18 protein-coding genes, 1 tRNA gene, 2 pseudogenes and 1 riboswitch are annotated in these 25,435 nt (G+C 59.7%); of the genes and pseudogenes, 9 read left to right on the forward strand and 12 right to left on the reverse strand.

All coding sequences use genetic code 11. The features are described from left to right. Positions 1–29 precede the first annotated feature (29 nt). The 4 genes from RA29_RS19630 to RA29_RS19645 all read right to left on the reverse strand — a co-directional run bounded on the left by RA29_RS19630 (position 30) and on the right by RA29_RS19645 (position 6,997). Positions 30–2,528, reverse strand: coding sequence for an FAD-dependent oxidoreductase (locus RA29_RS19630; RefSeq protein ID WP_039689253.1), 2,499 nt, complete (start codon positions 2,526–2,528; stop codon positions 30–32). 196 nt (positions 2,529–2,724) lie between these two features. After that, positions 2,725–4,128 (reverse strand): FAD-linked oxidase C-terminal domain-containing protein, encoded by a 1,404-nt coding sequence (locus tag RA29_RS19635; RefSeq protein WP_039689254.1) that lies wholly within the window; start codon positions 4,126–4,128, stop codon positions 2,725–2,727. Between the two features lie 27 nt (positions 4,129–4,155). Next, the gene (gene ggt / locus RA29_RS19640) at positions 4,156–5,937 is read right to left on the reverse strand and encodes a gamma-glutamyltransferase (protein ID WP_039689255.1); all 1,782 of its coding nucleotides are present in this window, start codon (positions 5,935–5,937) and stop codon (positions 4,156–4,158) included. A gap of 73 nt (positions 5,938–6,010) precedes the next feature. Beyond that, a complete protein-coding gene (locus RA29_RS19645) occupies positions 6,011–6,997 on the reverse strand; it encodes a D-glycerate dehydrogenase (protein WP_039689257.1) in 987 nt (328 codons plus the stop codon). A gap of 146 nt (positions 6,998–7,143) precedes the next feature. Here RA29_RS19645 and RA29_RS19650 point away from each other — a divergent pair, with 146 nt between their 5' ends. After that, positions 7,144–7,614 (forward strand): SH3 domain-containing protein, encoded by a 471-nt coding sequence (locus RA29_RS19650; protein ID WP_241462664.1) that lies wholly within the window; start codon positions 7,144–7,146, stop codon positions 7,612–7,614. On the opposite strand, the gene RA29_RS23800 is transcribed toward RA29_RS19650, so the two are convergent. Then, on the reverse strand, positions 7,611–7,739 hold the full coding sequence (locus tag RA29_RS23800) for a hypothetical protein (RefSeq protein WP_275041520.1): 129 nt from the start codon (positions 7,737–7,739) through the stop codon (positions 7,611–7,613). The two genes, RA29_RS19650 and RA29_RS23800, sit on opposite strands and share 4 nt — an antisense overlap. An 81-nt stretch (positions 7,740–7,820) precedes the next feature. Between RA29_RS23800 and RA29_RS19655 the strand changes: the two genes are divergently transcribed. The 4 genes and pseudogenes from RA29_RS19655 to RA29_RS23015 all read left to right on the forward strand — a co-directional run. Then, on the forward strand, positions 7,821–8,813 hold the full coding sequence (locus RA29_RS19655; RefSeq protein ID WP_039689362.1) for an NADPH:quinone reductase: 993 nt from the start codon (positions 7,821–7,823) through the stop codon (positions 8,811–8,813). Beyond that, a complete protein-coding gene (locus tag RA29_RS19660) occupies positions 8,810–10,141 on the forward strand; it encodes a mechanosensitive ion channel family protein (protein ID WP_039689258.1) in 1,332 nt (443 codons plus the stop codon). The genes RA29_RS19655 and RA29_RS19660 overlap by 4 nt, the downstream gene beginning before the upstream one ends. A 63-nt stretch (positions 10,142–10,204) precedes the next feature. Further along, positions 10,205–10,280: transfer RNA gene (locus RA29_RS19665), tRNA-Gln, on the forward strand. 196 nt (positions 10,281–10,476) lie between these two features. After that, positions 10,477–10,617, forward strand: a pseudogene (locus RA29_RS23015) (IS5/IS1182 family transposase); the annotation flags it as partial. Between the two features lie 144 nt (positions 10,618–10,761). Here RA29_RS23015 and RA29_RS19675 read toward each other — a convergent pair. After that, positions 10,762–11,445, reverse strand: a complete 684-nt coding sequence (locus tag RA29_RS19675; RefSeq protein WP_152613093.1) for a hypothetical protein — start codon at positions 11,443–11,445, stop codon at positions 10,762–10,764. A 681-nt stretch (positions 11,446–12,126) separates the two neighbouring features. Between RA29_RS19675 and RA29_RS19685 the strand changes: the two genes are divergently transcribed. Further along, positions 12,127–13,752 carry a hypothetical protein gene (locus RA29_RS19685; protein ID WP_152613094.1) on the forward strand — a complete coding sequence of 542 codons (1,626 nt, stop codon included), beginning with the start codon at positions 12,127–12,129 and terminating at the stop codon, positions 13,750–13,752. A gap of 265 nt (positions 13,753–14,017) precedes the next feature. Here the strand turns inward: RA29_RS19685 and RA29_RS19690 are convergent, their stop codons facing one another. From RA29_RS19690 to RA29_RS22610, 4 genes are all read right to left on the reverse strand, one after another. Further along, entirely contained in the window at positions 14,018–14,728 is a 711-nt protein-coding gene (locus tag RA29_RS19690; protein WP_193743593.1) for an ABC transporter permease, read from the reverse strand. Positions 14,729–14,796: 68 nt separating this feature from the next. Further along, positions 14,797–15,711, reverse strand: a complete 915-nt coding sequence (locus RA29_RS19695; protein WP_193743594.1) for an ABC transporter permease — start codon at positions 15,709–15,711, stop codon at positions 14,797–14,799. A gap of 20 nt (positions 15,712–15,731) precedes the next feature. After that, positions 15,732–17,219 (reverse strand): ABC transporter substrate-binding protein, encoded by a 1,488-nt coding sequence (locus tag RA29_RS19700; protein WP_039689271.1) that lies wholly within the window; start codon positions 17,217–17,219, stop codon positions 15,732–15,734. Continuing rightward, positions 17,216–17,791, reverse strand: a complete 576-nt coding sequence (locus RA29_RS22610; RefSeq protein ID WP_152613095.1) for a DUF1636 domain-containing protein — start codon at positions 17,789–17,791, stop codon at positions 17,216–17,218. The genes RA29_RS19700 and RA29_RS22610 overlap by 4 nt, the downstream gene beginning before the upstream one ends. An 11-nt stretch (positions 17,792–17,802) precedes the next feature. After that, a riboswitch (cobalamin riboswitch) is annotated at positions 17,803–18,009 on the reverse strand. 158 nt (positions 18,010–18,167) lie between these two features. Here RA29_RS22610 and RA29_RS23020 point away from each other — a divergent pair. Then, positions 18,168–18,374 (forward strand): annotated as a pseudogene (locus RA29_RS23020) (Asp/Glu racemase); the annotation flags it as partial. Here RA29_RS23020 and RA29_RS19710 read toward each other — a convergent pair. After that, positions 18,337–19,899: a peroxidase family protein gene (locus RA29_RS19710; RefSeq protein WP_039689274.1), complete on the reverse strand. Its 1,563-nt coding sequence runs from the start codon at positions 19,897–19,899 to the stop codon at positions 18,337–18,339. The pseudogene RA29_RS23020 and the gene RA29_RS19710 overlap by 38 nt on opposite strands. Before the next feature lie 250 nt (positions 19,900–20,149). Here RA29_RS19710 and RA29_RS19715 point away from each other — a divergent pair, with 250 nt between their 5' ends. Next, on the forward strand, positions 20,150–21,274 hold the full coding sequence (locus tag RA29_RS19715; protein ID WP_039689276.1) for an efflux RND transporter periplasmic adaptor subunit: 1,125 nt from the start codon (positions 20,150–20,152) through the stop codon (positions 21,272–21,274). Between the two features lies 1 nt (position 21,275). After that, positions 21,276–24,440, forward strand: coding sequence for a multidrug efflux RND transporter permease subunit (locus RA29_RS19720; RefSeq protein WP_039689278.1), 3,165 nt, complete (start codon positions 21,276–21,278; stop codon positions 24,438–24,440). On the opposite strand, the gene RA29_RS19725 is transcribed toward RA29_RS19720, so the two are convergent. Next, positions 24,371–25,378: a helix-turn-helix domain-containing protein gene (locus RA29_RS19725; protein WP_082029640.1), complete on the reverse strand. Its 1,008-nt coding sequence runs from the start codon at positions 25,376–25,378 to the stop codon at positions 24,371–24,373. The genes RA29_RS19720 and RA29_RS19725 overlap by 70 nt on opposite strands. Positions 25,379–25,435: the final 57 nt, after the last annotated feature.

Below are 25,435 nucleotides of genomic sequence, written 5' to 3' on the forward strand. Positions count from 1 at the left end.
GCCGCAGCGCAAGCGCGGCGAAACCGCTCCTACCCGTCCTTCCGGATCACCTCGTTCTTGGGATCGTAGGGGCTGTCCTCGACCACCTCAGCGTCCCAAAGCTGATCGAACATCTTGACCTTCAGCTTGGTCCCCGGCATCGCCAATCCGGGCGTGACATACCCCATCCCAATCGACTTGCCGAAGGCCACCGAATACCCGCCTGAGGTCAAACGCCCCACGCGCGTCTCGCCGTCATAAAGCGCCTCGCGCCCCCAAGGGTCCGCATCCTCCGGCCCGTCAACCAGCAGGGTCACGCATTTCGACCGCACCCCGATCTTCTCCATCGCAGCCTTACCATGGAAGTCCTTTGACAGATCAATAAATCGAGGCAAATCAGCCTCAATCGGCGTCGCATCCCGACCCAACTCGGTGCCAAAGGCACGATAGGACTTCTCCTGCCGCAGCCAGTTCTGCGCCCGTGCACCCACCAGCTTCATGCCGTGCTTCTCACCAGCGGCAACCAGTTGATCCCACAAGTAATTCTGCATCTCGATCGGGTGGTGCAACTCCCAGCCAAGCTCGCCAGTATAGGCCACGCGGATAGCACGGACCGGACACATGCCCAATTCGATGTCGCGATAAGACAGCCACGGAAACCGCTTGTTCGACAACACAGTCGCCGGGTCCGCATCCTTCACCAACGCGTTCAGCACATCGCGTGACTTCGGCCCGGCAATGGCGAACACGCCCCATTTGGTCGTCACATCCTCTTCATTGATGCGTCCGAACTCCGGCTCTTTGTCCATGATCGCTTTGTAAAGATAATCCTGATCATATTCGTGCCACGCACCTGCCGAGACGAGGTAATAGTCATCCTCAGCCAGCCGCACGATGGTGTATTCGGTGCGCGTTGTCCCCGCCGCAGTCAGCGCATAGGTCAGGTTGATCCGCCCCACCTTCGGCAGCCTATTCGTCGTGAACCAATCGAGGAAAGCTGTCGCCCCCGGCCCGGAAATCCGATGCTTGGTAAAGGCCGTGGCGTCGATCAGCCCCACGCCCTCACGGATCGCCTTGGCTTCTTCCACGGCATACTGCCACCAGCCACCACGGCGGAACGACCGCGCATCGTGGTCAAAGCTATCCGGCGCATCCAAAGGCCCGTAGTAATTGGGCCGCTCAAACCCGTTCACACAGCCAAACTGCGCGCCCGCTGCCTTCTGCCGGTCATAGGCTGGCCCCGTGCGCAGCGGGCGGCATGCCTCCCGCTCTTCGTCGGGGTGGTGCAGGATATAGACGTGTTCGTAGCATTCCTCATTCTTGCGCGCCGCATACTCGGTTGTCATCCACGACCCGTAGCGCTTGGGGTCGAGTGAGGCCATGTCGATCTCGGCCTCCCCCTCAACCATCATCTGGGCAAGGTAGTATCCGGTGCCGCCAGCAGCGGTGATGCCGAAGGAAAACCCTTCGGCCAGCCACATATTCTGCAAGCCCGGCGCAGGCCCGACCAGCGGGTTGCCGTCCGGCGTATAGCAGATCGGGCCGTTGTAATCGTCTTTCAAGCCAACGGTTTCCGAGGATGGGATCCGGTGGATCATGGACATGTACTCTTCCTCGATCCGCTCCAGATCGAGGGGGAACAGGTCGGCACGGAAACTGTCCGGCACGGCATATTCAAAGCGCGCCGGTGCATTACGCTCATAGGGGCCAAGTATCCACCCGCCACGCTCCTCACGCACGTACCATTTGGCATCCGCATCGCGCAGCACAGGGTGTTCGGGATTGGTCTTGCGCCATTCGACCAGCGCAGGGTCAGGCTCGGTCACGATGTACTGGTGTTCGACCGGAATGGCCGGGATCTTGATCCCAAGCAATTGCGCTGTGCGCTGCGCATGGTTGCCTGTCGCCGTCACAACATGCTCTGCATGAATAACGATCTGCTCATCAGATGGCACTAGGTTACCGCCTTTCTCGACCATCTTGGTGCAGGTCACATCCCAATGATCACCGGTCCAGTGATAGGCATCGACCTGCCACTTCCGCTCGATCAGCACACCGCGCTGCCGCGCACCCTTGGCCATCGCCATGGTGACGTCGGCAGGGTTAATATAGCCATCTGTCGGGTGGTAAATCGCACCCTTCAGATCCTCAGTCCGCACCAGCGGAAACCGCTCCTTAATCTGGGCAGGGCTCATCCACTCATAGGGCACGCCGCAGGTCTCGGCGGTCGAGGCGTAGAGCATGTATTCGTCCATGCGCGCATCCGTCTGCGCCATGCGCAGGTTGCCGACCACGTAGAAACCGGCATTCAGACCCGTCTCTTCCTCAAGCGTCTTGTAGTACTTGATCGAATAGTCGTGGATGTGGGTCGTCGCATAGGACATGTTGAAATATGGCAAGAGACCAGCGGCATGCCATGTACTGCCCGAGGTTAACTCGTCGCGTTCCAGCAACATGACATCGTCCCAGCCTGCGCGGGCCAGATGATAGGCTATCGACGTGCCAACAGCGCCGCCACCCACAACAAGCGCTTTCACATGGGTTTTCATGTCCCGACTCCCTCGCAAACCGTTCCTGCCGTTCTAGGCGAAGCGTGTCCCGCCCGCGCCAGCAAGCCGACCGAACGCCGCAAAAAAACGACGCCCGCCACGCAGCACCCTTCCCTGTTTCAAAAAATCCTGGGGGAGCGCGGCACGCGCGGGGGCAAAGCCCCCTAAACAATGTCGTCGCGCAGCGGCCTTTGGATCAACGCCCGAAAATCTTGCCCGGGTTCATGATGCCCTGCGGATCAAGCGCCGTCTTGATGGCGGCCATGTATTCGACAGTGGGGCCCAGTTCCTTGATGAGATACGGCACCTTGCCCTGCCCGATCCCGTGCTCGCCGGTACAGGTGCCGTCCATGCGGATCGCTTCATCGGCGAGGTATGCAGTGAACTCTTCGGCCCTGCGGACCTCATCGTCATTGTCCATGTCGATCAGTACGAGCGAGTGGAAATTGCCGTCGCCCACATGGCCAACAATGGGCGCCAGCAGATCAAGCTCGGCGGCCTTAGCCTGCGCACCCGTCACCGCCTCGGCCAGACGGGAGATCGGCACGCACACATCCGTGGAAATGCCCTGCGCCCCCGGCCGCAACTGTAGGGTCGCCCAATACAGATCATGGCGCGCCTTCCACAGCTTGTTGCGTTCCTCTGCCGTGGCGGTCGCGGCAAAATCCGTGCCGCCCACGTCTTCGGCAATCGATCCGAACATCTCTGCCTGTTCGATCACGCCGCTGTCGGAGCCGTGGAATTCCAGAAGCAAAAGCGGCGTTTCCGGTAGATTCAGCCCGGCATAGGCGTTGGCCGCCTTTACATTCAACTCGTCCATCAACTCAATCCGCGCCACAGGAATGCCGTACTGGATCGTCGTCATCACCGCCTGGCATGCCGCATCTATGGATGGGAAAGACATCCGCGCGGCCGAAATCGCCTCGGGTATGCCCTGGAGCTTCAGCGTGATCTCTGTGATCAGGCCAAGCGTCCCCTCCGATCCGATCAGCAGGCGCGTCATGTCGTAGCCAGCCGAGGTCTTTTTGGCCCGTTGCGCTGTCCGAATGATCCGCCCGTCGGCCATCACCGCCTCAAGGCTCAGGACATTGTCCTTCATCGTACCGTAGCGCACCGCGTTGGTGCCGGACGCGCGGGTCGAGGCCATGCCGCCGAGCGAGGCATTGGCACCGGGGTCGATGGGAAAGAACAGGCCGCGGTCCCGCAGGTATGTGTTGAGCTGTTCGCGCGTGACACCGGGTTGGACGACGCAATCAAGGTCCTCGGCATTCACCGTCAGGATCTGGTCCATCTGCGTCAAGTCAACCGAGACACCGCCCGCGGGCGCATTGACATGCCCTTCGAGCGACGTGCCGGTGCCGTAAGGGATCACTGGCACTTGATGGGTCGCACAGACCTTGACGATATCCGATACCTCCTTGGTCGAGGTGGGGAAGACCACCGCGTCCGGCGCCTGCGCCCTAATCCATGTCGTCGTATGGGCGTGCTGGTCGCGTATCGCCTGCCCGGTATGGAACCGGTCGCCAAACTTCTGCTTGAGGATCCCGAGCGCGGTCGCGATCCCCTCTTCATTGCGTGGCAGATCTATCGCCTGCGGCATGCTCTTTCCTCCCTCGATACGCGGGGCTCAGTCACCCAGCGCAATCCCTTCGCGACGGGGGTCTGCCCCGCCCTGCAGCGTCTCGCCAATCTCAATCGCATGCAGGCCGGAATTCAAGTCCCGCACGTTCACTTCAAAGCCAAGTGCCTCAAGCTCGGGCGCTAGATCCTCAGCGGATGTACCTGCTTCGAAATCAAAGGTGCCGAAGCGATTGACTGCGTGGGGCAGGCTGACGGCCTGCTGTACGTCCATGTCCCAGTCCATCCATGCGATGATGGACTTGGCGGTGTAGCCGATGATCCGGCTGCCACCGGGAGAGCCAATGGCCAGCACCGGCGCGTCATCCTTCATCACGATGGTGGGCGACATCGACGAACGAGGGCGCTTGCCCGGAGCCAGGGCATTGGCGATGGGCACGCCGTCGGAGTGCGTGCGGAAGCTGAAGTCCGTCAGCTCGTTATTCAGCAAAAAACCATTGGTCATCAGACGCGATCCGAATGCGTTCTCGATCGTTGTGGTCATCGAGGCAACATTGCCGAAGCTGTCCACAATCGAGATATGCGAGGTCGATGGCAGCTCGAGACTTTGGTCATCCGCCCAGTTCCGGCTGTGGTCAAAACCAGGGTTTCCCGGTTCCACCTCTTCGAGTGCTTCATCGCCATCGAGCAGCGCAGCTCGATCCGCAAGGTAGTCGGCATCAACGAGCCCGGCGGTCGGCATCGGAACAAAATCACTGTCCGCCATGAATCGGCCCCGATCCGCAAACGCAAGGCGCGAGGCATCGCCGATCAGCCGCCAGCTTTCGGGATTTTCAGACCCGAGTTCCGCCAGATCATAGCTGTCCAACATGCCAAGAATCTGCCCCACTGTCAGAGCCCCGGACGAGGGCGGACCCATTCCGCAGACTTCGTGATCACGGTAGGTCGCGCAGACCGGCGCACGTTCCTTGACCTGATAGACAGCCAGATCAAGCTCTGACAGTACTCCGGGATTGCCTGCCGCAGTCTGCACTGTTTCCACGATGTCGCGTGCAATCGCGCCGGTATAGATCGCGTCGGCCCCCTCTGACGCCATCTTGCGCAAGGTGGCCGCGTATTCTGGGTTTTGAAGGACCGTACCAACGCTCAGCGGTGTGCCGTTGGGTAAAAAATATTCTGCGGTCGTCGCAAAGGTGCCTAGCCTTTCAGCATCCCGCTCAATCAGTCCCGCCAGACGGGGAGACACCTCGAACCCGTCTTCGGCCAAGCTAATGGCGGTATCGAATAGACGCGACCAAGCCAGGCCGCCCCAGCGGGTGTGCGCGTCTTCCAACAATGCGGGCGTTCCGGGCGTACCGACGGACCGGCCGCCAACCACTGCATCGAAGAAACCCATCGGCTCACCGTCCTTGGTTTGGAACAGTTGGGGTGTCGCCGCCAGCGGGGCTGTTTCGCGCCCGTCGAGGGTGGTCAATTCCTGTGTCTCCGCATCGTACCAGATCAGGAACGCCCCACCGCCGAGACCAGAAGACTGCGGTTCGACCAACCCGAGAACAAGCTGCACTGCCACCAACGCATCGGCTGCGGTGCCACCGGCGGCCAGCACCTCGACCCCCGCCTGCACAGCGAGCGGGTTGGCCGCAGCGACTATGTAGTTTTCGGCTGTGACCGGTTCACCGGCATCCTTTGCGGCCTGTGCGGCAGCCACGGCTTCGGTCGTCGCCACGGCAGCGCCTGTTGTGGACCCTTCGGGCTGCACGGCATCTGCGGTCTGTTGGGCCAAAGCGGCCCCTGCAATCAGGGAAAAGGCAACGGTCAGGGAAAAGCGCATTGGGTCCTCCTTTGGCGCAGGCGAGGCAATCTATTCGGCAATCTTGGACCGGGCGGACACGCCGCCCGAGGCATCACAGCATGGACGGCACAACCTGGTCCGGGGGCCGGTGGCCGTCGTCGAAGGTCTTGATATTGATAATAATTTTCTCGCCCATCTCGACCCGGCTTTCGCGGGTGGCTGAGCCCATATGGGGCAGAAGGACGACATTGTTCAACTCGCGCAGACGCGGGTTCACCTCGGTCCCGTTTTCGTAGACGTCAAGGCCAGCGCCCGCGATCTCGCCCGCGCGCAGCATCCGGGTGAGCGCGTTTTCGTCGATGACCTCACCACGTGACGTGTTCACGATCACCGCGTCCGGTTTCATCAATTTCAAGCGGCGGGCGTTCATCAGGTGAAAGGTCGAGGGCGTGTGCGGGCAGTTGACGCTGATCACGTCCATGCGCGCGACCATCTGGTCGAGGCTTTCCCACCAGGTCGCCTGAAGCTCTTCCTCAATCTCGGGACGCAGGCGGCGGCGGTTGTGGTAGTGAACCTGCATGCCAAAGGCGGCCGCCCGGCGGGCAACCGCCTGCCCGATCCGGCCCATGCCGAGGATGCCAAGACGACGCCCCGCGACGCGCCCGCCAAGAAAGGCAGTCGGTGCCCAGCCGTCCCAATTCCCCGACTGCATCGCGGCGAGCCCCTCGGGCAAACGGCGCGTGACGGCAAGGATCAGGCCCATGGTCATATCGGCGGTGTCATCTGTCAGAACGCCGGGTGTGTTCGACACCAGAATGCCGCGCTGCCGTGCGGTTGAGACATCAATATTATCGACCCCCGCACCGTAGTTCGCGATCAGTTTCAGACGCTCGCCAGCCTGCCCAATCATGGCCCCGTCAATCGTGTCGGTGATCGTGGGCACCAGCACGTCAGCCGTTTTCATCGCCTCGACAATTTCGGACCGCGACATCGGCGCATCATCTTCGCGCAGCGTCACGTCAAAAAGCTCGCTCAGCCGGGTTTCGACCTCGGCGGGCAACCGTCGCGTAACGACAACACTCAGACGTTCCTTTGGCATCGCGTCCTCCCCGGTGCTTGGCCTTGGCCACCGTTTTTGGCATGGTGGCGGATGTGAGCACGAGGCACAAGAACCTCGGCCATATCAAGAGGCGTGTGATGAGCGGAAAGTTCCCGATGGTTGCGGTGTGGCGATGTGTGCTGTCGATGCTGGTGGTGCTGGGTCTGACCCTGCCGCTGATGGCACGCGACACTGGGCCTGTGACCAACCTGCCCCTGCCCCGTTACGTGTCGATGAAAGCTGCAGAGGGCAACGTGCGCCGGGGGCCATCCCTGACCCACCGCATTGACTGGGTGTTCAAGCGCCGCGACATGCCCCTGCGCATCACTGCCGAACACGGCCACTGGCGCCGCGTCGAAGACCGCGATGGTTTTGGCGGCTGGGTCCACTATTCGCTGCTGTCCGGCACGCGCACGGTGATTGTGGAACAAGACATGCTGACCCTGCGCACCAAACCGGATGCCGCGGCACCCGTCACTGCAGCACTGGAAGCAGGCGTCGTCGCCCGTTTGGGTAAATGCGGGCCGGAGTGGTGCCGCATAAGCTCCGGCGGCTACCGGGGCTGGGCGCCCAAGGCGCGCCTTTGGGGTGTGGCCATTGACGAGTTGCGCGACTAGCGCAGCGCAGCAATAGCACGGATTTCAACAACAGCACCGACGCGGCGCAGACCAGCAACCTCGACCGCGGTCCATGCCGGGTATGGTGCGCGCAAGGCGGGCGGGATCAGAACCTGTCTTGTCATCGGAACTCTCCTTGCTCTTACTGGGAACTTGGGTAGCATTCTGGGGACGCGCCGCGCGGCGATTTGGAAAAGATCATTGAAATGAACTGCATACAATACTCACGTTTCGGGGCAGCCGCCGACGTTCTGACCCTTGCCCAAATGCCGACGCCGGACCCTTCCCCTGGCGAGGTGTTGGTCGAGCTGAGCTATTCCGGCGTGAACCCGTCCGACGTCAAGGCGCGGGGCGGCACGCGCCCCGGAGTGACCAAACCGCCCTTCGACGCGATCATCCCGCACAGCGATGGCGCGGGGCGTATCGCGGCTGTGGGCGATGGCGTCTCCGCAGAGCGTATCGGCCAGCGTGTCTGGATCTGGAACGGGCAATGGCAGCGTCCTTTTGGCACCTGCGCGACGCATATCTGCCTGCCTGCGGATCAGGCGGTTCCTTTGCCAGACGCAGTGTCCGACCAAACCGGAGCGGTGCTGGGCATTCCGGGGCTGACGGCGGCGCAGGCTGTCTTTGGCAGCGGGGACGTGACGGGGAAAACCCTTTTGATCCAGGGCGGCGCGGGAACCGTGGGCCTCCTGGCCGTGCAACTTGCCAAGTGGGGTGGTGCGCGCGTCATCGCTACCGCCCGTGACGCTGGGCTGGACCGCGCAAGTGCGGCGGGCGCGGATACCGTTCTGAATTATACTGACACGGACCTTGCCGATCATATCCTTGCCGCGAACGGCGGCGCGCCAGTGGATCGCATCATAGAGGTCGAGCTGGGCCGAAACATCGACACCGACGCGCAAGTCATCGCGCCGAACGGCACGATTGCGGTCTACGGCTCCGCCCTCGACATGACCCCGACGCTGCCCTTCGGCCCCTTGCTGTTCAAGGCGGCCACGTTGGACATCCTGTTGATCTACCTGCTGCCAAAGGCCGAACGGGAGGCTTGCATATCGCGCCTGCACGGCGCGCTCGCGGACGGCGCGTTGTCCTGCCCCGTCGCTCAGGTCTTTCCACTCGCCGAAACAGCTGCCGCGCATGAAGCGGTCGAACGCGGTGGGCGGGATGGGGCCATTCTGGTCGAGGTACAGGCATGATCCGCCTCCTCGCTCTACTGCTCTGTCTTTGCGCGGCACCGGTCTGGGCACAGGATACCACCCAGCCCCAGGGGACTATCACGGTCGAGGACAGCGCGACCCAAGATGCAGCCATCGCCGTGCGCATCCGGGACATTCTGGGCGAGTTGGACGGGTTTGACGGCGTCACCGTCGCGGTCTCTTCGGGCATCGTGACCCTGCGCGGCACAACCGTTGACGCCAATACGGCCACACGGCTGAACGAGTTGGTTGGCCGGGTCGAAGGGGTCGTCGCCATCAATAACGAGGTGACGGAAACCACGGATGTGGTCGCCCGACTTAACCCCGCGGTCGAGCGCTTCCAGGCCCGCATCATGCAAGCCATTGCGCTTTTGCCGCTGCTCGCCATTGCTGCGCTCGCCTTTATCGGGGTGCTGACGCTCGGGATGCTGCTGGCACGCGCGCGCAACCCATGGGACCGGATCGCGCCCAATGCCTTTATCGCCGACATCTACCGGCAGGTCGTGCGCATCCTGTTCTTTGTTGCGGGTGTGGTCATCGCCCTCGACATCCTCGGGGCCACAGCGCTTTTGGGGACGATCCTGGGGGCTGCGGGGATTGTCGGTCTGGCCATCGGCTTTGCCGTCCGCGACACGGTTGAGAACTTCATCGCCTCGATCATGCTGTCTATCCGCCAGCCCTTTCGTCCCAATGACGTGGTGGAGATCCAGGGCGACATCGGCAAGGTGATCCGCCTGACCAGCCGCGCCACAATCCTGCTGAGCTTTGACGGCAACCACATCCGCATCCCGAATGCGACTGTGTTCAAGAGCCGGATCGTAAACTACTCGACCAACACCGAACGGCGCTTAAGCTTCGAGATTGGCGTCGGTTCGGACGCCGATCTGGCAGAGGTGCGCCAGATGACGGAAGAAACGGTTGCCGCCCTGCCCTTTGTCCTGGCCGAGCCTGCGCCGATGTCGTGGATCGAACGGATCGGCGATGGTGCAGTTTTCCTGACGGTTACCGGCTGGATCGATCAGGAAGCGACATCTTTGGTGCGCGCAAAGGGCGAGGCGCTGCGCCTGGTCAAGGCGCGGATCGAAGGCGCTGGTATTGAAGTGCCCGACACGACATACCGTGTCCAACTGCTGGGCGGCACTGCCCCGGCAAGCGAGGCCGCCCGTCCGACGCAGCCACCGACACCGTCGAAACCGAGCGAGGTGCCGGACGTGAATACGGCTGATGTTACCGACATGTCGGAGCCAGGACTGGACAAGCTTGTCGACGCCGAGCGCAGCGACCCGGATGCACCCGATTTGCTGACCGATGCCGCACCAAAGGAATAGTAAGGAATTTGGTGCAAAGGGGCTTGCGCGCGCCGCAGCGCCGCTCTAATTAGCGCGGCACGTTGGGATGTAGCTCAATTGGTAGAGCACCGGTTTTTGGTACCGTAGGTTGTAGGTTCGAGTCCTACCATCCCAGCCATTTCAAAGGTTTGTGTGTCGTCCGGCATGAAACTCAACTCGCCCGGTGAGAAAGCCAACTTTTGTCGGGCAAGAACGCAACTTTTAGCAGGTTTGCTGGATCTGACCTAAGGCCGTCCGCCCAGTTGACGGTTTTCCTCTTTTACAGGAACAGCTGTGATAACTTCGGTCAGGTTTCCTTGGATTCGGCACTCAGGGCATATTCCGACAATTATCTGATCGACACAGACCACGGCGTCATCGTCGACGTAGAAGCCACCAAATCAATCCGACAGGCTGCGGTTGGATCGACCAAGACGATGCTGAAGCGGGTGAAGCAGAAGTTTGATTTGCACCCAAAGGTGGCAGGCGGCTGCTGCCCCACCGCGCAGCAGGCAACATTGAGCAGTGTCCGTTTTAGGAAAGCTGCAGTGCAGAACATGAGAGCACGGCAAAGGGCAGCTTTGGGCCGGACAGGCCGAACCCAATGAAGAAATCTAAGTTTAAAGTGGCACGGGTTCAAGCCAAAGCTCCAAGGTCTTGCGGCGAGGCTTAGCGCCCTGAAAATTGGTGAAGTCAGCTAGGGAAACATCTGCCTTTAGGCCCATCACGAGCAAGACATCGTTTAGCTCCTTCATCAACCCCTCTGCTTGCTCTCGATCTTCGTCGAAGAAAAAGCGGATCTCACGTTTCCCTGCGGCAATCGATGTGCGTTCTTCTCCCGGCATGAAATAACCTCGATCTTCTAATCTTGCGGAAATTGCCTCGGCCAATTCACGGCTAGATCCAGCAAATTGAAAATAGACGGTTGTAGTACCCACATCGCTCGGCTTCTCGGATGCAACCTCCGCAACCGCTTCTTCTATCACTGCACCGTCCGCACCTTTTTGGAACAACTCTTCGGTCGTTGAAGCCTTCTGAGTGAGCTCCAAGAGTTGATCATTCATAGCTGCTAGCTGAGCGCCAAGGAGATCGACCGACCGGGCAACAGTTTCCAAGTCGCCTGCGCTGGCTAGCCGGTTTAACTCAATTCCAAATTCCTCAGTGCGGGTCTGATACTCAGAAAGGTTGTCATTCAGAAATTGAAAATTCTCTGCGAGCTCTTGCCTTGATGCATCTAATTCTTCAGATTTTTCTCGTGTAGTTGCAAAAAATGCCTCTGTTTCTTCCCGCATTTCTTCAGCCAAGCGACGTTGTGCTCTGGTATCCGATCTGACTTCTCTCAGTATTTGCTCACGGCGGTCGAGATACTCATCGATGCTCTGTAGCCTGATCGTCGCCGCATCGGCAGCGCTCCGAGCCTCAGCTGCAGCATCAGTGGCTTCCTATATTACAGTTTCGGCTTGCTGAATCGCGGGTTGAGCTGCGTCCTTGGCTAAGCTAGTGGCCTGGTCCCTGACAGAATCGATCACTGACCAGCCAAAAACGCCGATTACAGCTCCCACGAAAGTACCCATATATAAATACTTGCGAAAAAGGCGCTGTTCTACCGTTTGGTGAACCCGTTGGACAATTTCACTTTCGAGCTACTCGAGGTACTTGTGGTCAATCTTCATAGATCACTCAAACGAATACTTTTGCTATGGACGTAGCTTAGCGCGTTCTTACCCTTTTTGAAGCTATAAGTTTAAGCCATCGAGCTATCGAGCCATCGAGTCATCGAGCCATCGAAGGAGATATAGTCAGATCTCTGCGTTCGCGTTGTTCCCGTACGGCTGCTACGCGGAATGCGGGTGCAGCATCGCAAATCGTCGGTGAAAGGCTGCTTTGGGCCGGGAAATCTGCTTCTCAAACCCTCATTTGGCTGAAACGGTTCGATTGTGTACTCTAAAGAGTATTGAGAACCAAAGAAAATTAGGGAGAGTGTGATGCCAGCACGAGACAAATGGTGGGATGATGTCGTTAAGTCCGACACTGCTCGCTACTATTCAACCGCCGCAAAAGCAAAATCTGACGATGGGGGAAAACCCCCAAGCGGCCAGCGAGGTACCTTCATTTGGGGTGATCGAGTTCGGGTTTTGCAAACAGATGGCGATGTTAAAAGAATTTCAGGTCGTGGAGGTACCAATTGGGTGAACAAACGCCATCTTGGCGGTGAGGCATTGCTTGAAGTCTACATCATCGACGTGGGCCAAGGCGACGGTCTACTAGTGGTGACTCCAGAAGGTCATCACGTGATGGTCGATGGGGGAAACATTCGCAAGAACCAACAGGGCGGGAAGAACGCTGCTGACTTCGTAGATTGGAAGTTCGCCCGCGACTACGTGAATTTCAAAGATCGCGATAACGTCGAGAAAACGAAAATCCGCCTAGATGCAATGATTGCCAGCCACAACGATTTGGACCATTTCGGTGGACTTTGGGATCTGATCGACCAAGACGAAAAGAATCTGAAAGAACTGGATGCTGGTGGAGTGACGATAGAGACCGTTTACCATGCCGGACTGTCTTGGTGGTTTAATGGTCACACTGCCAGTGGCAAAACGAAGCGTTCGCTTGGAACGGTCAGCAACGGCAACTATACAAAGTTGTTGACAAATCGTTCGAGTGCATTGGCCGCGACTGCAAACTTGGCGAACCCTGATTTTGATACTTTGAATGGCTCATGGGGCAAATTTATTGCCGCAGCTACACAGTGCAAACGTAACTCTGGCGCGCCGAGCCGCATTGACCGTATCTCAGACAAGACAGGTAAATTTTTGCCTGGATTTGGACCAGGCGGCGACAGTGATTGTCAGATGCGCGTGCTTGGACCAATTGAATCCGACGTTAGCGGGCAGCCCGGACTAAAGCGGTTTCCGGATGGAACTTCAAAAAACACAAATGGTCATAGTATTGTGCTGCGTCTAGACTACGGCGACCGGCGTATTCTGTTGACCGGGGATCTCAATACTCATTCGCAAAATCACATCATGGAGACGTTTGGGTCGAATTTTACAACCGAGTATCGATGCGACGTTGCCAAAGGCTGCCATCATGGCAGTCACGATGTTTCGTACAAGTTCCTCGATGGGCTTCGTCCTCTTGTAACCGTAATTTCGTCCGGGGATGCTGAAACGCATGATCATCCGCGCCCGACAATTGTTGCAGCCAGCGCTTTGACAGGTAGGCGCTTACTAGAGGGCGACCATCTGGTCGCACCTATGGTCTATATGACCGAAGTGGCGCGCAGCGTCGGGATTACCAAAATCGGACAAATGAACGAGTATTCTGAGCCGCAGCCCAAATATGAGCGCAAGCGTCCGGTAGGCGCTAAAAAGGTTCACAATACCAAAGATGAAATGGCACACTACAGGCTGTTCTTGGGTTCTAGCCAGAGCTCATCATTCGACTGGCCGCGGTTGGACACGGTGAAGGCTGTGAGCGGAATTCGCTACGGTCTGATTAATGTTCGTACTGACGGCAAACGCATCTTTACGGCGCAGTTGGAGGAAAGCGGCGGCGACTGGGCCTATCACGTTCTGAACGAACAACAGATCACTGACGCGCGATAAGACGAAGAACGCGGCAATGGCAAAAGAACCTTTAACGAGTGGTTCTTTAGTCTTTGGGTGTGCCTCTGCGCCGCAGCGAATGGCCGGTAAGCGGGCTGTGACCGCAGCATCCAAAGGCCAAGCTCAAGGTCGGCTTTGGGCCGTATCGATAATGACTACTTTTACTCTAAAGCGCTAGAGAGCGAGCTCTTATCCAGTACTCCGGCCACAACAAAGTTAACACTCATGCAAATCGCATTTCCAGGCCCTCGCGATACAGCTTTTCCTAGCGCCGACGGTCTCCTTGGCGATCAAACAACAGGTGCAGCAGGGTGGTGACCAGCGCGCATGCGATAACTGGGGCAAGTACCAGACGCGGCTCGGTAAAAAGAAACACCCGGTACTCGTAGATCATTGCGCCCCATTCCGGTCGACCGGTATCGGCAGACAGGCCGATGAAGCCCAAAGACGCGACCAGTATGACGGCGCGGCCAGCATCCGCGCCTGCCAAAGCGCCGATCGCGGGCCATGCATTGGGCAGCATGTGGCGCCACAGCGCTGCAGGCAACGTGGTCCCCAAGGCCTCACTAGCGCGCCAGTAAGTCTCGCCGCGGATGCGGTCAAACAGCGCCGCGATGGTGAGCGCATAGGGGGCCCAGGACGTCACAATGAGGGCCATCGCAACTGTCCAAACACCGGCGCCAAAGATAGCCGATAGAACCAGCGCTGTAACGAGTGTGGGCACGGCAAGAACCGTTTCTGCAAGCCAAGCGACTGCACCTCGTAAGGCGGGCGGCCCCAATGCAATAACCCCACCGGCGGTCACGCCAATGCCGATGCCGCCAACAAGCACCATCGCGATAGCCGTCAGTGAGGGAACAATGCCTAGTACGACCCGAGTTGCGAGGTCGCGCCCCAAATGATCAGTGCCAAGCGGCGCACCGACAGATGGCTTTGCAAGCCTATTGGCGAGATCAATCGAGTGCGGGTCGTTCAAACCAGCTGTGAGAATCCAACTGCCTATCCCAACGACAATCATCCCAATTAGGATAAGCGAGGGTTGTCTCATGCCAGTCTAGGATCCAGCGCATGGCGCAATGCGCGTCCGGCCTGCAACACAACAGCTACCCACAACGCCACAAGGGCAATGTAGGGCTGCAGGATGGCATAGTCGCGGTTGTTAACAGCTTGTACGACCCGTTCTGAGACGCCCGGCACGGCAAAGACGATCTCTGCGACCGCAGTGCCTCCGACGATCCAGGCCAGCTCGGGCGCAAGCGCCGCGATCAGCGCCAGAGCGCCCGAAGCTCGCCCGTGATGCCAAAGAGCGCCGGTGGTCGAGCGACCCTTTGCAAGTGCAGTGCGGAAGTAGGGACTGGCTTTGACATCCATGAACCCCGCACGCGTGATCCGCGCCATTGAACCTATAGAGAACACCGCCACCAAGAGCATTGGTAAGACAACGCGCTCAACCGGGCCGCCGCCAAAGACGTTGATCCAGCGCAATTGCACGCCAAGCACCCAAAGCAAGACGAGGCCCACGGCGAACGCAGGCAGAGCCTGGCCCGCCACGACCAGCGCACGGGAGCCAACATCTGCCCATCCATGCGGCCTCAATGCTGCCAAGAATCCGAGCCCATAGCCGCCTAAAACGGCCAATGCCATACCGCCGAATCCAATCGCGGCTGAATATGGCAGACGCGCCGCGAAATCCTCGGATACGGCGCGACCCGTCTCGAACGAAACACCCCAATCCAGGGTTAGAAAGCCCAAGAGCCAGCGCAGGAACTGACCGAGCAAGGAGCCATCAAGACCCCATTGTGTTCGATAGGCTGCAACCGTCTCAGGCGAAGCCTGGACAGACAATTGGTCGAGAAAGATTGCGATCGGGTCGCCGGGCATCAGCCGCAAAAGTACGAAAGCGGCAGCCGTAACGGCCAACCAGGACAAGACCAGTCGACCGAGGGTTCGTGCTGCCACCTCTATTCGCATCCTGCGGGCTACTCAGCGACCACTAGATCAGGACGGATTACATAATAGTCCGAGCCCCAAGGTTCGTAACCCGCCAGTGCAGGCGACAGACCCACATGCCATTCGGGCGTTACGAGAAAAGAGACCGGCGCTTCGGCTGCGATCATCTCTTGGGCCCGAAGGGCCAGGTCGATGCGAGCTTGCGGATCACCCTCTGCGCGCAGCTCGGCGATCAAAGCATCATAGTCAGGGTTTGACCAACGGCTATGGTTCCAGATCGCATCGGTTTCAAAGAAAAGCGACAGGAACAGACCCGGGTCCCCCGCTGGGGCCGTATGGGTTGCCCAAAGGAACATATCGAACTCGCCGCTGCCTGCGAGTTCGCTGGCGGTATCGGTCACCTGGGTGGTGACGCCGATGCCAATCTCAGCCAAGGCAGCACGGACAACCGGTTGAAAGGTCACAAGGTCGGGCCGCTGCGGATAAGCGTAGAGCACGAGCTCAAGCTCCACGCCATCCTTTGCGCGGACCCCATTTGCACTCACTGTCCAGCCCGCCTCATCAAGAAGCGCGGCGGCGACCGTAGGATCATAGGTTAATTCTTCCGTCGCAGCGAAGGGAAAGCTTTGTGCAAACGCGCCTGTTGCGGGAACGCCTGCCTGGGCAGCGGTAACCAAATCAGAGCGATTGATAGCCATGTCGATCGCCTGCCGCACCCGCGTATCTGACAAGGCAGGCGAGGTCGTATTCATCCACATCATGTATTGATAGCCTACGGGGAAAGAAACCGTTTCGCCCTCGACGGCCTCCAGCATTGGCAGCGACTCGACGGGAAGGTTGAAGGCCATGTCCAACTCGCCCGATGCAAAAGCCAGAGCCATCGACTGCCCATCAGCGATCCGGCGCAGTGTTACATTGGGACGGTTTTCTGCGTTCTCGTAGTGCGCATTGGGGACCATCTCGATCGAGCCACCTGGCTCAAACTCCGTCACTACAAATGGTCCCGTGAAGACAGGAATTTCGCCGTCCATCTTGTAGACTGGAAAGGCCCATTCCGCGAGGATCGAGGGCAGGATCGTGGTCGGTTGCTCCGTCGTTACGCTTAGCGTGTTTGCATCCAGAGCCGTGAACGTCAGTCGGCCCGCAGTAGCGCGAGCTGACGGGTTGCTCTCGCCGGTCCGGTTGAACCCCTCGGCGACAGCTTCCGCCGTGACCGGTGTGCCATCCGAGAAGAAACGGTCCGTCGCAAGATCAATGGTCCATGTCCCATCATCATTCAGAACTGCAAAGGCGGCGAGGTTCGGCACCACTTCGCCCTCGCGTGAAACGCGGAACAATTGCTCGCCGACTCCGTGGCTGACGACGGCCCAACCGTTTGAGCCCTCTGCTGGGTCGAGGCCGCTCGCCAGAAAGGTTTGGCCGATGGTGACATCTTGGGCCTTCAAGATCATTGGCGCCATCGTTGTGACTGCAATGGCTGCTACAGCAAGCAGTCGATTCGATCGGAAACGGATCATTGGACGTCGTCCTTTTGTGTGTGATGGGAAGGTCGAGGGATGATTGGCTCAATCAGCTCGCCATTGAAGTCGAGCGGTGGGATGCGGCCCAGAATGCCCGCTTGCAAAACATCGGGGCGAACATTGCGTGGCAATAAGCCGGTTGCTGATTTTGCGTAAGCTGCAGCAACGGCAAGCACATCAGCTGCGCCGATCTCTGGATCAAGATCCCCGAAAAGATAGGTAAAGCGGGCTCTGCCCGAGAGCGCGATTGTGCATGGGCGTTTGCATTGGCTCATGCAATTTACGCCGCGCAATTGGACGCCAAGCTGAGCGGCCTCGCTTTCGGAAAAGGCAGCTGCCACCCCCTGAGATAGCCGCTGCCCGCCTCGTTTTTCCAGATCAGCGTCGCGGGTCTCGCGCCCATCGCGACACCGCAAACAAACTGATAGCGTTAGATTTGCATCCCGCATGTATCCCACCCCGCTGAACAGCAGGGGAAGGTCGGGCCAGGCTGCCGAACGGTGCCTGAGATGCACAATGGAAATGTTGCCGTATAGGCGTCGTGCATCGGTCCACTCCTCCCAGGTCACCCCGCCTGGTTGATCGAATTTGATCAGCAGGCAGGTCTCCTGACTTGCGGATTGATGTTGGCACCAGCCTTCCCAAACGCAATTGCGCTCAGTGGCCTCTATGGTGCCAGCGCTCCGCTTACAGTTGCGGGGGCAGTCAAGGACTTGGGCAAAGCGCCCGCACCTCATTCCCTCTTAGCGCCACCCAGAGGTGACGACCATGCTGACGAGTGGATGGAATGCGATCGCTTACCAATTGTCAATTAGGATGAAACAAGAGGACATGACAGATCAGGTTGTGCCTCAAGACATTCGTCAGCCCAGAGCAGGAGGGCGATGAGCTTGCCCCAATGTCATTCGGTTAGTTGAAAGCTGTGATGGAAGGGCGAAACTCGATCAGGTCGATGCGTTGTTCCTGTCCTGCACGAACCTTCGGACTCTTGACGCCATTCCAGTGATTGAAGCCGCGCAGGGCATTCCTGTCCTGTCCAGCAACCTTGTTCTGGCATGGCATATCGGGCAACTGGCCGGTGAACCGCTCGCACCCGGCCTGCCCTTCCGACTTACTACTCAGGCCGCCATTCCGGTCGGGTCATCCCGATAAAGGTATCACCCGCGCCACCATCGACATTCCGATCAACCACGTCACGCAGGGTCTGCGTGCGGTTGATCGCGCGCCAGCCGGGGCCGGAGAAGGTCGACCGCTTGAACACGTGCCGCGACAAAAGCGGATTGGTCAGTGCCTGGCTGAACGCATCTAGCGCCACGAACTTCAGCACAAGGTTTGGCAAGGGGCTGTTGGGCACGCGGTCCTCGCAGAAGAGCCCCACATGGAAATCCACGTCGCGCGGGCCGTCGTAAAAGTCGCGCAGCATCCCCGCCACATCCGGGTCGGACGAGATCGCCTCGAAGTTCACGGGGCGGCGTTGGCTCATGTAATCGCAATAGTCCGAGAACCCTGCCAGCGCGCAGTCGCGGTCCTGTTTGATCGAGGCCACCTCGATATGCAGAAGCTGCTCTGCCGTGTTGCAGGGCCCCAGCTCAGCCGCTTGCGTGGCGCTGATCCCTTCGAAAGCCGACAATAGCCCGCCGTCGATCAGAAGCGCGTTGTTCATGAAGGTCGATGCGACCGGGCGCGCCTCAGCACCCCACTTGAGCGCGTCGGGGATCAGCGCGTGCCAACGGTAGAGCAGGCTGAACTCGGTCGTGATCCAGTTGGGCTTGTTCCATGGCGCGTTCCACGCGACGGAGGGGTCGGCGCGCAGGCTAAAGGGCAAGGGCGAGATGTGGTTGATGTAGTCCTCGACCACGATATTGATGAACATCACGATCACGCTGTTGCGGGCCGTCTCGAACACGCGGTCATCGTCCCAATCGGGATGCTGCACCTCAATCTCAGCCGCGAGGCGGTTGTGTTCGCGCAGAAACAGCGTGTTGAGCATCGCCACTTGCGGAACGGAATTGGCCCGGTCGCCGCCAAAGGCAAAGAGGGTCGCGCGCTGCGTCTCGGTCGTTTTGCTGAGACCCAAAGGTGGGTCCAGTACCGCGAATTTCGGGTTCACCTTGTCGTTTTCATATAGAAACGGCGCGTACTCCTCATCGTTGATCATCTGCGAGGCAAGGCGCCCCTTTTCACCCGCTTTTTCAGACCGGTGCCGCAGCGCGAGCGTCTGTTCCCGGTTCCGTCCGTAAAGCGGGCAAAGGTCAATCTCGTGGTTGGACGTGTTGCGCTTGAGACGGTGCGCCGGGTCTTCTCCGTCCGGCACCAGATCTTCGGACTCGGTGCGGATGAACCCATCTGTCAGATACTGGGCAAAGGCCGGAAACAGGCAGGTCGACTTGGGGCACATGCGTTGAGTGCCATCCTTGCGTCGAAACAGATCGGCAAGTGCTTCGGGATCCGGGGGATTGTCCCGTGGACTTGGCGGCAGGTGCCGCCCGCTCCACCGCCTGTCGGTCAGACCGCCCCACCAGACATAGTCCCGCTCGGTGCTGAGCGGGTGCGGCCGGGGTCGCGCGCGGTTCACAACACGATTGATCGCCCATCTGTTAACAAGGGTTGCTGCGGGTGGAATGGCTTCAATAACGGAAAAAAGGACCCGTTGGACGGAATACGGAAGGACAGACATAATGTGCTCAAACAATTGGCGGTAAGAATAAGCCAATCATCGCCGATGATTGTCAAAAATGCTAGAATAAGTTGAAAGCTGCACAGGCTTGCCCTTGGAAAACAAGGCATTTGACGTCACCAAGTGATATGCTGAAGCCGACTGTGCGCAGTTCACGAGACAATTCCTGTCATCATGATGTGTGATCGCGTGCATTATACAAACGACGTGCACCACGATTCGAAGGCGCCGCACAGATAGGAACGTTTCCATGAAAAATTACGTATTTCTTTGCTTTTGGGTTCTGGCGTTCTTTGGCATCGCGGCCTCGGCCCAGCAGGGCCCACCGACGGTGACGGTGGCAAGCCCGGTCGTCAAAACCATCGTGGAAGATGACGAATTCGTGGGCCGGTTCGAAGCCCAATCCGAAGTTGTGGTGCGCGCCCGCGTGTCGGGGTACCTCGAAGAGGTTCATTTTCAGGACGGCAGTCTGGTCGAGCAAGGCCAGCTTTTATTCACCATCGACCAACGCCAGTTCAACACGGCCTTGCGTCAGGCCCGCGCGCAAATCGACGTGGCCACCGCCACCTATGATTTTGCCGAGGAACAGCTTGAACGGGCACAGGCTCTGATCGGCAACGGCACCATTCCGCAAAGTGTCCTGGACCAACGTCGCGAGGCGTATCTGGCCGCCCAAGGCGCATTGGAACAGGCGCGCGCAGCGGTGGAATTGGCCGAACTGGATCTGGAGTTTTCCCAAATACGCGCGCCCATGGCAGGTCGGATCGACCGGTCGCGGCTTGATCCGGGCAACCTTGTGTCCGCCAACCAGACCGAGTTGACGAGCATCGTCTCGAACGACCCCATCTACTTTTTCTTCGACATCGACGAGCGGTACTTCCTTGCTTATGCCCGCGACGCCCGGGCGCGCGGCAGCGCTTTGCAAGAGGGGGGCGGCGCGCTTGAGGTCAAGGTAACGCTGTCGGATACACGCATCCCGGCACAAACCGGCCATCTGGATTTCTCAGAAAACCGGATCGACGCCGCGACAGGCACAATGCGCGTGCGAGCCGTCCTGCCAAATCCGGACGAGTTGCTGACGCCGGGCCTGTTTGGCCGCGTGAACGTCCCCGGCTCGCTGCCCTATGAGGGCATCCTTGTGCCGGATCGCGCCATTGTCGCGGATCAGAATCGCCGCCTGGTGATGACGGTTGGGGAAGACGGCGTTGTGACCCCCTTGCCCGTCCGTCCGGGGCCACGCATCGACGGCTACCGGGTCATTCGAGAGGGGATGGACGGCACCGAAACCATCGTGATCGATGGGCTGGTCACGGCACGCCCCGGCACAACCGTGAACCCCGAGTGGGTTGATCTACCGCTAATCGCGGAAAACTAAGATGGGCCGCTTTTTTGTTTCTCGCCCGATCTTTGCGGTCGTTGTGTCGCTGATCATGACCATCGTCGGTCTGATCTCGTTCTTTCAACTCCCGATCGAGCAGTATCCGGAGATCGCACCGCCCTCTATCGTGGTGCGTGCCGCCTATCCGGGTGCTGATGCCGAAACCATCGCAAACACCGTGGCCACCCCGCTGGAACAAGAGATCAACGGGGTCGAGGGGATGCTGTACCTGTCCTCCTACTCGACCGCCGATGGCACGGTGAGCGTGACAATCACGTTTGAGCTGGGCACGGATCTGGATGCCGCGCAGGTGCTGGTGCAAAACCGCGTTGCCATCGCCGAACCGCGTCTGCCGCAAGAGGTGCGGGCACTGGGGGTCACCACAACCAAATCCTCGCCCGACCTGATGATGGTCGTGCACATGCTGTCGCCAGACGAAAGCTTCGATCAGCTTTACGTCTCCAACTACGCCCGCGCCCGCGTGCGCGACAGGTTGATACGGATCGACGGGGTCGGCGATCTGGTGATCTTTGGCGAACGCGAATTTTCGGCCCGTGTCTGGCTGGATCCGGACAAGTTGACGTCGCTGGGCCTGACTGCCGGTGATGTGGTTGGTGCCTTGCGCGAACAGAATGTGCAGGTGTCGGGTGGCTCGCTTGGGGCACCGCCAAATGCGGCTGACAATGCGTTCCAGGTGTCCATCACGACCCAAGGGCGGCTGGAAGACCCGCGCGAGTTTGGGCGCGTGATCGTGAAAGCGTCCGAAGATGGCCGCGTCGTGCGCGTGCGCGATGTAGCACGGGTAGAGATCGGGGCACGGTCCTATGTCACGAACTCCTATCTCGACAACAAACCCGCCGTGGCACTTGGCGTGTTCCAGCGACCGGGGTCAAACGCGCTCGATACCGCTGCCGAAGTGCGCGCAACAATGGATGAGCTGGCCGAGGACTTCCCCAATGGCCTCGAATACCGTGTGGTCTACAACCCGACCGAATTCATCAGCGCCTCGATCGACGCTGTCTACACCACGCTTTTCGAGGCGGTGCTGCTGGTCGTCATCGTGATCCTTGTCTTCCTGCAAAGCTGGCGCACGGCGGTCATACCCCTGCTGGCCGTACCCGTGTCCCTGATCGGGACATTCGCGGTGATGTTGGCCCTTGGGTATACGATCAACCTGCTCACACTCTTTGGCCTGATCCTTGCCATCGGGATCGTTGTCGATGACGCAATCGTCGTCACCGAAAACGTGGAACGCAACATCCAAAACGGACTGTCCCCGCGCGAAGCGTCCAAGCGCACTATGGATGAGGTGCAGGGCGCCATCTTCGGCACATCACTGGTGCTGATCGCCGTCTTCGTGCCCGCAACCATGGTGCCAGGGATCACCGGGCAGTTCTACGCACAGTTTGCGGTGACTATTGCCGTGGCGACGATCATTTCCAGCCTCAACTCGCTCAGCTTGTCCCCGGCCCTCGCCGCGATCCTGCTGAAGCCGCATGATGCCAAGCCATCCCGCAATCCGCTTGCGCGCGTCGTGGATATCTTTGCCGGCACGTTTAACCGGGGCTTCGACGCGATGACACGCGGCTACACCGCAATCGTTCGCCTGATCGTGGGCACATGGGGCATGATGGCTGTGATGTTCCTGGCCTTTATTGCACTGCTGGGTTCTGCGTGGTGGGTCAACGAACAGGTGCCGACCGGCTTTATCCCCGACGCCGATCAGGGCTACGCCATCGTCGTGGTACAATTGCCCGAGGGCGCGTCTCTGGACCGGACCGACGCGGTGATGAAGCAGGCGACAGAAATCGCATTGGGCACACCGGGTGTCACAAACGCCGTGGCCTTCGCCGGGTTCTCCGGCGCCACCTTCACCAATGCCAGCAACCAGGGCGTGATCTTTACCACCTTCGCCCCGTTCGAAGAGCGGCTTGAAAGCGGGCTGAATGCCAATGCGATTGTCGGCCAGATCTTTGGCCGGATGCAGGCCATCCGCGAGGCGTTCATCATCGCCATCGCCCCGCCTGCAGTCAGCGGTGTGGGCACCGGCGGTGGCTTCAAGATGCAGCTTCAGGACACCGAAAGCGCTGACATGTCGCGGGTCTTGCAAACGGCCTACGCCATCATGGGCGCGTCACAGCAATCCGACAAGGTGACAGGCGTCTTCACCACCTTCTCAGCCAGCTCACCGCAGGTATTCCTTGAGATCGACCGGGTACGCGCGCAAATGCTGAACGTGCCCATTGGCGAGATTTTCGAGACTCTGTCGATCAACCTGGGCTCGGCTTACGTCAACGACTTCAACGCGTTTGGCCGCCTGTTCCAGGTCCGCGCGCAAGCCGACCAGCAGTTCCGACTGGATGAGGAGGACATCCGCACTCTGCGCGTGCGCACGGCAACAGGGGCTCTGGTGCCCCTCGGCACGCTGGTATCGGTTGTCGACACTGCCGGTCCCGCCCTTGTGCAACGCTACAATCAGCTTGTGTCCGTGCCGATCCAAGGCAACGCAGCGCCGGGTGTGTCCACAGGCGACGCGCTGATCGCGATGGAGGAACTGGCCGAGCAAATAATGCCGCCGGGCATCGATTACGAATGGACCGAACTTGCGCTGCAAGAGCGCAACCAGGGGAATGCGGCGACCTACATCTTTGCGTTTTCGGTGCTGTTCGTCTTTCTGTTCCTCGCCGCACTCTATGAAAGCTGGGTCCTGCCGCTGGCCATCATCCTCGTTGTGCCGCTGGCCGTTCTGTCCGCCCTGACCGGTGTCATGCTGCGCGGCATGGACAACAACATTTTGACCCAGGTGGGCCTGCTTGTGCTGGTCGGACTGGCGGCCAAGAACGCAATTCTGATCGTAGAATTCGCCAGACAGGCACAAGAGGAGAAGGGCATGTCACCCGCCGAGGCCGCAGTTGACGCCTGCCGCTTGCGCCTGCGCCCGATCCTCATGACCGCGTTTGCATTTATCCTCGGCGTTGTGCCCCTGATGATCGCAACCGGTCCCGGTTCCGAGATGCGGCAGGCCCTGGGCACAGCCGTCTTCTTCGGCATGTCAGGGGTCACGTTCCTGGGTCTGTTCTTTACGCCCGTATTCTACGTCGCCTTGCGCCGCATCTTCCCGATGCGATCGGCCGAAGGGGAAACGGTACCGAAACCCTCCTGATCCTCGCCCCGGCGCAGCGCGCTGGGGCTTTGGCCAAAGGCGTGCCGGAATGCGCGCGTCAGCGCGCTGGCATTGTCGTAGCCGCACCGCCCCGCGATTTCCGAGACGGGCAAATCGCTGTCGAGCACCAGCCGCCGCGCCGCGTTCAAACGCTGCCTGCGGTAGATGGCGGAGGGGCTTGCGCGCAGCGCTGTCTTCATCCGCTGCTCCAGCGTCTTCTGGGTGCACCCCACCCGGCGAGCCAGTTCAGGGATCGAGAGCGGGGTTTCGACATGATCCTGCATCAGCGCCACTGCACGGGTCACGCTGCGCCCGGCCTTGAGCGGGCGCACCGTGGGCACCGCATCGCGCAACATGAACATCTGTGTGATGTCGAGGGCGATACCCGCCCCGTGGGCCGCAGCGATGAGTTCTGTCACAAGATCGAATGCAGCCATCGCCCCCGAACAGGTGACCCGATCCCGGTCGATCACGTGGCGGGCGCGCAGCGTATCGGTGTCGGGAAAGGCCTCGGCAAAAGCGTCCAGCACATCCCAGTGGATTGTCGCCTGATAGCCATCAAGAAGCCCCGCACGCGCCAGCAGCCATGCGCCGGTGTCGAACCCGCCAAGCAAACGCTTGCCCCGTGACGCCTGTTTGAGTGCACGCACAACCTCTGTCCGATCAAGGTCGCGGATGCCGTAGGATGGCATGAGCATCAGCGCCCTGCCATCCGCGTCAGCCAGCGCTGCATCCGGCGCAATCCGCAAGCCACTTGAACTTTGAACCGGCGCGCCATCCAGCGTCACGAAACGCCACCTGTAGTGCCGTTGTTGCAAAAACCCGTTCGCCGCCCGCAGGGGTTCCACAAAGTTGGCGAGGCAATGATTGGAAAACTGATCAAACAGCACGATGTCCACATGCTGCATCGCGTCATGGATTTCGGGCCAATTTTGCATGATTGAAACCTAATACTGCACAGCATATCCCAGCAAGCCACCGTCACATTCCCCAAC

The sequence above is a fragment of the Tateyamaria sp. ANG-S1 genome (assembly GCF_000814025.1).
Taxonomy (GTDB): Bacteria; Pseudomonadota; Alphaproteobacteria; order Rhodobacterales; family Rhodobacteraceae; genus Tateyamaria.

Coding starts and splice junctions, on each gene's coding strand:
- ggt (WP_039689255.1), bottom strand. CDS start 5,937: ATGCGCTTTTCCCTGACCGTTGCCTTTTCCCTGATTGCAGGGGCCGCT.
- RA29_RS19630 (WP_039689253.1), bottom strand. CDS start 2,528: ATGAAAACCCATGTGAAAGCGCTTGTTGTGGGTGGCGGCGCTGTTGGC.
- RA29_RS19715 (WP_039689276.1), top strand. CDS start 20,150: ATGAAAAATTACGTATTTCTTTGCTTTTGGGTTCTGGCGTTCTTTGGC.
- RA29_RS23800 (WP_275041520.1), bottom strand. CDS start 7,739: ATGACAAGACAGGTTCTGATCCCGCCCGCCTTGCGCGCACCATACCCG.
- RA29_RS19725 (WP_082029640.1), bottom strand. CDS start 25,378: ATGCAAAATTGGCCCGAAATCCATGACGCGATGCAGCATGTGGACATC.
- RA29_RS19655 (WP_039689362.1), top strand. CDS start 7,821: ATGAACTGCATACAATACTCACGTTTCGGGGCAGCCGCCGACGTTCTG.
- RA29_RS19685 (WP_152613094.1), top strand. CDS start 12,127: ATGCCAGCACGAGACAAATGGTGGGATGATGTCGTTAAGTCCGACACT.
- RA29_RS19720 (WP_039689278.1), top strand. CDS start 21,276: ATGGGCCGCTTTTTTGTTTCTCGCCCGATCTTTGCGGTCGTTGTGTCG.
- RA29_RS19700 (WP_039689271.1), bottom strand. CDS start 17,219: ATGATCCGTTTCCGATCGAATCGACTGCTTGCTGTAGCAGCCATTGCA.
- RA29_RS19710 (WP_039689274.1), bottom strand. CDS start 19,899: ATGTCTGTCCTTCCGTATTCCGTCCAACGGGTCCTTTTTTCCGTTATT.
- RA29_RS19650 (WP_241462664.1), top strand. CDS start 7,144: ATGCTGGTGGTGCTGGGTCTGACCCTGCCGCTGATGGCACGCGACACT.
- RA29_RS19660 (WP_039689258.1), top strand. CDS start 8,810: ATGATCCGCCTCCTCGCTCTACTGCTCTGTCTTTGCGCGGCACCGGTC.
- RA29_RS19635 (WP_039689254.1), bottom strand. CDS start 4,128: ATGCCGCAGGCGATAGATCTGCCACGCAATGAAGAGGGGATCGCGACC.
- RA29_RS19645 (WP_039689257.1), bottom strand. CDS start 6,997: ATGCCAAAGGAACGTCTGAGTGTTGTCGTTACGCGACGGTTGCCCGCC.